At 74.9% G+C, this 8,508-nt stretch carries 7 protein-coding genes; 5 read left to right on the top strand and 2 right to left on the bottom strand.

Features of this window, described 5'->3' with window-relative positions:
• The 5 genes from IRZ18_07025 to IRZ18_07005 form a co-directional block, all read left to right on the top strand.
• Positions 1–310, top strand: a 310-nt coding sequence (locus IRZ18_07025; GenBank protein ID MBX5476852.1) for a hypothetical protein, incomplete at its 5' end; no start/stop codon positions are given.
• Complete coding sequence (locus IRZ18_07020; protein MBX5476851.1) at positions 300–2,069, top strand: VWA domain-containing protein; 1,770 nt, start codon at positions 300–302, stop codon at positions 2,067–2,069. The genes IRZ18_07025 and IRZ18_07020, both read left to right, overlap by 11 nt.
• 52 nt (positions 2,070–2,121) lie before the next feature.
• The gene (locus tag IRZ18_07015) at positions 2,122–2,559 is read left to right on the top strand and encodes a LapA family protein (protein ID MBX5476850.1); all 438 of its coding nucleotides are present in this window, start codon (positions 2,122–2,124) and stop codon (positions 2,557–2,559) included.
• Positions 2,556–4,904, top strand: a complete 2,349-nt coding sequence (recJ, locus tag IRZ18_07010) for a single-stranded-DNA-specific exonuclease RecJ (GenBank protein MBX5476849.1) — start codon at positions 2,556–2,558, stop codon at positions 4,902–4,904. Before IRZ18_07015 ends, recJ begins: the two co-directional genes overlap by 4 nt.
• Complete coding sequence (locus IRZ18_07005; GenBank protein ID MBX5476848.1) at positions 4,901–5,398, top strand: DUF402 domain-containing protein; 498 nt, start codon at positions 4,901–4,903, stop codon at positions 5,396–5,398. The genes recJ and IRZ18_07005 overlap by 4 nt, the downstream gene beginning before the upstream one ends.
• On the opposite strand, the gene IRZ18_07000 is transcribed toward IRZ18_07005, so the two are convergent.
• Both IRZ18_07000 and IRZ18_06995 read right to left on the bottom strand, forming a co-directional pair.
• Complete coding sequence (locus tag IRZ18_07000; protein ID MBX5476847.1) at positions 5,378–6,193, bottom strand: hypothetical protein; 816 nt, start codon at positions 6,191–6,193, stop codon at positions 5,378–5,380. The genes IRZ18_07005 and IRZ18_07000 overlap by 21 nt on opposite strands.
• Complete coding sequence (locus tag IRZ18_06995; GenBank protein MBX5476846.1) at positions 6,190–8,394, bottom strand: heme lyase CcmF/NrfE family subunit; 2,205 nt, start codon at positions 8,392–8,394, stop codon at positions 6,190–6,192. Before IRZ18_06995 ends, IRZ18_07000 begins: the two co-directional genes overlap by 4 nt.
• Positions 8,395–8,508: the final 114 nt, after the last annotated feature.

Below are 8,508 nucleotides of genomic sequence, written 5' to 3'. Positions count from 1 at the left end.
GGCCCGAGAGGCTCTGGACGGGCGGGCGGCCGGCGTCCCGGCGCTCAGGGCGGGAGCGGATGCGCCGGCGGGCGACGGCCCGGGCGCGCGCTGGTCGCGCCTGTTCGAGGGCATGCGCCACGCGTTGCGCGGGCGCCGGTCGCCCGCGCCGGACGTCCCGGCCCCCGGCGCCGGCGGCCCCCCGGCGGCCGGCCGCGGCGCCATCGCCGATCCGCGCGACGTGGACGTCGTCGCGCCGTCGCGTCCCGCCCGGCCGCTCGTCGACTGGGACCGCGGGTCGATCTGGAGACCTGAGCCGCGTGACGACTGACGCCCGCGCCGCAGACCGCGCCGACGCGCTGCGGCTGCGCCGGCGTCTCGCCACCTTCGACGTCGACGTCCGGGAGCTCGTCCGCACCCTCGCCTCGGGACACGGCGGACGCCTCGGCGACAGCGCCGTCGTCAGCACATGCGTCCACCTTCTCGACGCGCGCCGGCCCGACGAGGCGACCATCGTGCTCAACCGTGACGCCGGCCGCGTCTTCTACGGCCGGGCGCGTCCCGGGGAAGTCGTCCACATCGACGTGTTCCACGAGGTCGGCGAGGTCGACCACCGCGGCGTCGCCGCGCGCCTGCACGCGGCCGACCGCGCCTGGCGGCTCGACCACGGCGAGACCGCGGCGAGCCACCTCGACTTCGTCGACATCCAGACCGGCACTGGAGGCGGCCGCGTCACCGGCTCGCTGACGCACGGGCGGCGGTTGACGCTTCGCCTCGCCCACCTGAACCACGTGCACCTCGCGGCGCTCCTTCCCATGGAAGCGCGGTCGCTCGTGCCGTATCTCGTCGCCGCCGTGGAGCAGGAGATCGCCGCGCAGGGGTTGCAGGTGCGGGCCATCGCCCGCGTCCGCCACCGCCTGGCTTCGGACGGCGCGGCGGACCGCGACGACCTCGCTCCCTACGCCGACGTCACGGATACGCTTCTCCGCCAGGGCGGCCGGCGCGGGGGAGCGCCGGGCGACGAGGAACTGCTCTCGATGGCGGTGAGCGCCGCACGAGCGGCCGGAGGGGCGGAGGCGGCGGCCGCCGCGCTCGACCGGGTCGCCCAGGGCCCCCGTTTTCTTGAAGTGATCCACGGCCGGCCGTGGGACGCGGCGGGCCTCCCCGGACTGGAGCGATCCGTCCTCGACCGCTGGATGCAGGAGGGATGGATCGCGCGGCGCGGCGACCGGCTGGAGCTCACGGAGGAGGGCCGCGCGCTCCGCAATTTCCTGAAATCGCACGTGCACGAGGTGGAGATGGCCCTGCGCGCCGCCGCGCGGCGCATTCAGGGCGCGCGCCGCTTCGGGCGCCGGGCGTGGGAGCCGGCAGGCCGCGGCTCGCGCGCGCGCGTGGAGCCGCTGCGCGCGACCGAGCCCTGGAGCGAGCTGGCCCCTGCGGAAACGGTCGCCGCCGCCGCGCAGCGCACGTGCGGCCGCGCCGCACCCCCGCGCGTCGAGGCCGCGGACCTCCGCATCCGAAGGCGGGAGCGCGCGCGGCCGCTCGACCTGGTCCTCCTCGTCGATGCCAGCGCCTCCATGGCGGGCGCCCGGATCCGCGCGGCGCAGGACCTCGTCCGCCACCTTCTGGCGACGAGCCGCGACCGCGTGGCGGTCATCAGCTTCCAGGACCGCGACGCCCAGCTACACGTGCCGCTCACGCGCAACTACGCCTCGGTGGAGCGGGGCCTGCGCGCCGTGCGACCCAGCGGCCTGACGCCGCTCGCGACGGCGCTGGAGACGGCCCGCGCGTACCTCGCGGCCAGCCGGCCGCGTCGCCCGCTTCTGCTTCTCATCACGGACGGCATTCCCACCGTGTCCCGATCGGCGCTCGGGCCGCTCGAGGACGCGCTGCAGGCCGCGGACGAGATCGCGCGCGCCCGCCTTCCCTTCAGCTGCGTCGGCCTGGAACCCAACCGTGGCTACCTCGCCGAACTCGCGCGCCGCGCCGGGGGGACGCTGTACGTGCTCGACGAGCTCCACGAGGCCACGCTGATCGAGATTGCCCACCGGGAACAGCGCCGCCACCGCCCGCGAAGCCGCACCGTCTGACCCGACAGGATCCGGGACGGCCGCCGCGAAGTGTCGATGCGGGGGTGCGCCCTTGACCTGGTACCTCGTCGTTTTTTTGCTGTTCGCGTTCGGCGTGGCGGTGTTCGCCGCGCAGAACGGGCAGACCGTGGACGTGCGTCTCCTCATGTGGAAGATGAACACGACGCTCGCCGTCGTCGTGCTGGGCGCGGCCTTCGCCGGGGCCGTGATCACCGCGTGCCTCGGCGCGGTCGCCCAGTTGCGCCTCCGGTGGCGGCTGCTGCGCGCGGAGAACGAACTCCGCACCCTCCGGCAGGCCGTGGCCCGCGCGGGGGTCTCGCACAAGCCGGAAGACGGTGCGCCGCCGGATCCAGTCGATCCGCAACGGAGGGCGGCCGAGGATCTCCACGCCGAGGATCTCGACGGCGACCGGAGCGCGGGGGCCGCCCAGCCCGACGGCGGTCCTGCGGATGACGAGCCGCCGCACGAAGCGAGGTCGCAAGCCCGTTGACGGGCGTCGCCGGGGGCGGGTTGTCGCTGACGGGCCGGCGCTGGACGACGGCGCCCGCCGACCCCGAACGGACGGCCGCCATCGTGCGCGAGCTCGGCTTGCCGCGCCCGCTCGCCCAGTGTCTGGCGGCGCGGGGGTTCGACGCGGAACGGGCTGGCCGCTGGTTGAGCTGTGACGAATCGACCTTCGTCCATGACCCGGAACGGCTGGCGGACCTGCCGGCCGCCGTGGCGGAGGCGGAGCGCGCCGTCGCCGAGGGGCGCCTCATCCGCGTGTTCGGCGACTACGACGCCGACGGCGTCACCGCGGCCGCCATCCTCGTGGAGAACCTCGCAGCGGTCGGGGCGAGCGTCGACTGGCGTCTACCCTCGCGCGATCACGGCTACGGCCTGCAGCCGGCCGATGTCGACCGCGCGGCGGCGGACGGCGCCGGACTGCTCATCGCCGTCGACAACGGCATCCGCGCCTTCGAAGCGGCGGAACGCGCCGCTGAGCTCGGCCTGCCGCTCGTCGTGCTCGACCACCACCGGCCGGACGGCGCGCTGCCGCGCGCGGCGGCCGTCGTCAACCCGCACCGGCCCGACGACCGTTACCCGTTCAAGGACCTGTGCGGGGCCGGCCTGGCGATCAAGTTCGCGCAGCTTCTGCAGGGTCTGGACGCGGACGCCCCCTGGCGCCGCAGCCTCGATCTGGCCGCGGTGGGCACGGTCGCGGATGTGGTTCCGTTGGACGACGAGAACCGCTGGCTCGTTCGCGAGGGCCTGCGCCTCATTCGGGAGGCGCCGCGCCCCGGTCTCTCCGCGCTCCTGGAGGTCGCCGGGGTGAAGGGATCGCCGGCGGCGCACGAGCTGGCGTACGTCGTCGCGCCGCGGCTGAACGCGGCCGGACGGCTGGGCGACCCGGCGCCCGCGCTGGAGTGTCTCCTCGCGGGCGACGCGGATCGCGCGCGTTCCCTCGCCCGGCAGCTCGACGCGGCGAACCGCGAGCGGCAGGCGCTGGAGCGGGCCGCGCTCGAGGAGGCGCGGTCCCTCGCGGCCGATTGGCCGGAGGAGGATCCCGTGATCGTGCTCGCGTCCCCGGACTGGCACCCGGGGATCGTCGGCCTTGTCGCCGGCCGGCTGGCGCGGGAGCGCCATCGCCCCGTGCTGCTCGCGGCGCTCGCGGACGGGCGCGCCCGCGGCTCCGGTCGCAGCATCCCGCCCTTCGACCTGCACGCGGCGCTGGACGCCTGCCGCGATCACTTCGAATCGTTCGGCGGGCACCACCAGGCCGCCGGCTTCACCCTGCCGGCGGAGGCGCTCGACGCGCTGCGGCGCGACTTGAACGCGTACGCCCGGGAGGTGCTGTCGGCGGAGGACCTGGTGCCGATCCTGCCGGTCGACGCGGTCGCGGAGCTGCACGAGGTGGACGCGTTCCTCTGCGAGGCGCTGGCACGCATGGAGCCGTTCGGCGCCGGGAACCCCAAGCCGCGGTTCGTGATCCCCGGCGTGAGCCTCGAAGTGCGGCCGGTCGGCCGTGACGGCGCGCACGCCATGCTGGCCTGCTTCAACCGGCAGGGCGCGCGCGTCGAGGGGGTGGCGTTCGGCCTGGGCGCGATCATGCGCGCCGCGAGGGCCGACGGCCGCTGGCGGCTCGTCGCCACCCCCGAGCTGGACGAATGGAACGGGACGACGCGGATCCGGTTGCGGGTGGAGGACGTGGCGCCTGAGGAGCAACCGGCCGGGCCGCTCGTGGCCGCGTCTCGGGAGACGGCGGCCGCGCGGGACAAAGCGGTCGCAGGGGAGACGGCGGCCGCGCGGCAGGCGCCAGCGGGGCGCCGGACGCCGGGCGGCGCGAACACGGGGCCGAAGCCCCGCGTCCGGCCGCTCCAGGGTGCGGCCGCCGCAGCCTACGCACCGGACGGTCGCGCCGCCCGCCTGCATCGCCTCGCAGCGCGCGTGCAGGAGCGGTATCCGGACCGCGACCGGCTCGCACGGCTGTACAGCGCCTGCCGCAGGGCGGCGCGGGACGGCGTGCCCGCGCTGCCGGCCGATCCCGACCGCCTGGCGGCGCGGCTGCGGGAGACGGGCGTCGCCGGCGAGGTCGCGGCCGGGGAAGCGCGGCTCGCGATGCGGATCTTCGGCGAGCTGGGACTTGCCGTGCGCCTGCGCAAGGGTGCGGAAGACGTGTGGTGGTGGAGCCCGCCGCCCGAAGCAAAACTCGACCTGCGCGCCAGCCCCACGTTCCGCGAGGGGGAGTCGCTGCGCGCGGGCGTCGCGGCGCTCGCTTCGTGGCTGGAGGCGGACCCCGTCGAGTGGGAGCGCGCCGTCTCGCAGATCGAAGACGCGCTGGAGGCGGACCCGTGACCACGATCCGCGAGATCAAGCACCGGCTGAACGGCGTCACGTCGGTCTATGAAGGCACGGCGATCGACCGCTCGGAGGGGCGGCTCGTCTACCGGTTCGACATGACCGCCGCCGTCACCGTGGGCGATGTCGCCTTGCCCGCCGACGGTCGCACGTACGGGTTCTACTGGGAGGACCGGCCGTACAACGTCTACCTGTGGGTCGACCGGGACGGGAAGGCGATCGCGCTCTACTTCAACGTCAGCGACCAGACCCGCATCACGCCATGGGAGGTCGAGTGGCGGGACCTCGTCGTCGACATCCTGATTCCCGTGGCGGAGGAGGCCGGCGGCGGGTGGTCGTTCCGCGCGCCGCAGATCCTCGACCGGCACGAGTTGCCCGCCCGGCTCGACCCGAAGCTGCGCGCCTACATCGATTCGGCGGTTGAAGAGATCGTGCGCACGTGGCGGAACGTGGCGGACGAGATTCGCGCCCTACTGCGACAGCTCCGCTGAGGGTTGCGGCTCGGCGTTCGCGGCGGCTTCGACCTTTTGGCGGCGCCGTCTCCGGCTCCGGATGACCGTGGCGGCCAGGGCTGCCAGCCCGAGGGCGGCGGCGACGGTGGCCGCCGTCCACGGATGCGCGCTCCAGAACGGCGCGCGGCGCGCGCGGATCGTCAACAGCGTGCCCTGCGCGACGTCACGCGCGGTCATGACGACGACGCGCGTGTCCTCAAGGCGCTGCGGCGGCTCCGGGAAGAGACCGATCGCGTCGAGGCGCACGCGGCCCTCCTGCGCCAGCACGGCGATGGAGAGGACGGGCTGCAGCGCCGGACGCAGCCACTCCAGCGACGAAGCCGCCGGCACCGTCCACGTCAGGGCCACGACCGCCGGCTCGCCCGGGGGAAGATTCACCCGGACGCGCGCCAGACGGTTTCCTCCGGGGAGCGAGGCGTCCGCGGCCAGATCGACCGTCGCCACCGGGAAGGCGCCCCCCGGCGCCGCGGAGAGGCTGTCGCGCGGCCCCGCCGAGGCGGCATCGCCGGCCACGCGCACGTCCCGGGCCCCGGCCGGAACGGGAAGCGTCACGTCCGTGACGGTCTGCTCGCCCGTGTTGACGAAGACGGCACGGTCGTAGACCTGCCAGTCGCCGCCGGACGGCACGAGGACCAGCGTTTCCTCGGCGACGACCAACCCCGCGGGCGCGTCAGCGTCGCCGGCGGCGCGAACGCGCGGCTGCGCGGGCAGGACGGCGAGCGCGGCGGCGAGCAGGGCCGCCGCGGCCATCGCCGCGCGCCGTCCGCGCCTCATCGGACGCCCTCCCCGGCGGGCGGCCGGTTGGCCATGCGCGCGCGCACGCGCTGCTGAATGCGCGCTTCCAGGTCCGCCAGCCCGTCCGCCTCGCCCGGAGCCGCGGAGGCCAGGAGCGCCCGCGCGCTCGCCGCGTACTCGGCCTTCATGGCGGCGTAATCCGCGGCCGAAACTTTGCCCGTGCGGAAGTCGTACTCCAGCTCCGCCCAGTCGGCGAGCACCCGGGCGGCGTCGCCCAGGCGGCGCTCGCGCCCGCGCGGCCACAGCGAGAACACCGTCGCGAGGATGAGGAGGGCCCCGCCGCCCCAGATCCAATCGACCATCGGGTTGACGTAGATCTTGAACCCGGCGCGCCGCTCGTCGGGCTGGAAGCCGGCCAGGACCACGTACAGGTCGCGCGCGAAGCCGCGGTCGATGGCGATCTCGGTGTACGGCGCCTCCTCGCCCTCGGCGTCGTTGGACACGAACTGGGACGGAAGCAGCGTCGCGACGAGGCGGCCGTCCCGTAACACGTCGACGCGCGCCTGCGTGCGCGACCCGTACGCCGACACTTCACGCGTCATGCCGTTGAAGACGAAGTCATACCCGGCGACCGTCACGCCCTCGCCGATGCCCAGCCCCACCGTGGCCGTGCGCTGGAACGCCATGGAACCCACGACGCCGAGCGCCACGAGCGCCACCGCGAGGTGGACGAGGTAGCCGCCGTACCGGCGCGGGTGACGCGCGAAGAGGCGCGCGAGCGCCACGGGCCACGGCTCCGCGACGAGCTGCCGCCGCGCGGCCACCGCCAGCGCGATGTCGTAGAGGACGGCCGCCATGGCGAGGACGGCGAAGCTGAAGCCGAGCACGGTGCCGAGCGAGCCGACGCCCACGGAGGCCAGCGCCACGGCCACCGCGGCCGCCGCGACGAACGGCACCAGGAGGTGCTCCCGCACCTGGCGCCAGCTCGCGCGCCGCCACCCGAGCAGCGGCCCGACCCCCATGAGGAGGAAGACGAGCGCGAAGAGCGGCGCCGTCGTCCGCGTGAAGTACGGTGCGCCCACGGTCAGCGTGGCGCCCCAGAGCGGCGAGACCAGCGGAAGGAGCGTGCCGAAGAGCACCGTGCCGGCGAGGGAGAGGAAGACGACGTTGTTGATCAGGAACGAGCCTTCTTTTGAGATGTAGGAGTCGAGCGGGCGCTCGTCGCGCAGCAGGTGGGCGCGCGTGCCCAGGAGCCACAGGAGCGCCACGACCATCAGCCCGATGTAGGCCAGGAACCAGGCGCCGATCGGCGACTGGGCGAAGGCGTGCACGCTCGTCACGAGGCCGCTGCGCGTGAGGAACGTGCCAAGGATCGTCAACAGGTACGTCGCCGATACGAGGCCGACGTTCCACGCCTTCAGAAGCCCGCGCTTCTCCTGCACGAGGCTGGAGTGGAGATAGGCCGTGGCCGTCAACCAGGGCATGAGCGCGGCGTTCTCCACCGGATCGAAGGCCCAGTAGCCTCCCCAGCCGAGCACGTGGTAGGACCAGTTCGCTCCCATGAGAATGCCGGTGGAGAGCAGCGCCCACGCGGTGAGGGCCCAGCGGCGGGTCACGCGGATCCAGGCATGCCCCGTTTGGCCGGCCAGCAGCCCCGCGACCGCGAACGCGAAGGGAGCGGCCATGCCCACGAAGCCGGAGTAGAGGCCCAGCGGGTGCAGCAGCATGGACGGGTCGCGGAGCAGGCGGTTTAGGCCGGCGCCGTCGGCGGGCGCGTGCGGCAGCAGGCGGAACGGCGGCGCGGCGACGGCAATGAGAAGCGCGAAAAAGAACGCGATGGACAGGAGCACGCCGAGCGCGTACGGCAGGAGCGGCTCGGCCTCGCGGCCCCGCGGCGGCCGCCAGGCGATGGCGCCGGTCATCATCGCTAGGAAGAGCAACCAAAGGAGGAGAGAGCCCTCCTGGCCGCCCCAGAACGCCCCGATGCGGTAGACGAGCGGCGTGGCGCGGCTCGAGTGGGCGGCCACGTACGCGAACGCGAATTCGTTGCGGATGAGGGCCGCGACGAGGATGGCGCTCGCGCCGCCGACGGCGAGGAGCAGCACGCCGGCGGCGAGCCGGCCCCCGCGCGCCCGGGTGTCCCCGCGGGCGCCGGCGCGGAACGAGAGCGCGGAGCCGATGCCCGCGGCTGCCGCCGCGAGGGCGACGAGCCCTTCTCCCAGCCAGGACCAGACGTGCACGTCTTCGCCTCCCAGGCGGCCGCGCGGCGGCCGCGGGGTCGCGGGGGCCGGCCCGCCGCGCGCGCGAGGCGCGGTCTCTTATACACAAGTGACGCGGCCGGCGAACGGGTAGGG

The sequence above is a fragment of the Clostridia bacterium genome (assembly GCA_019683875.1).
GTDB lineage: Bacteria > Bacillota > Sulfobacillia > RBS10-35 > Bu92 > Bu92.
Note: the sequence above shows the minus strand (reverse complement) of the source record. Positions and strands in the feature narration are given on the sequence as shown.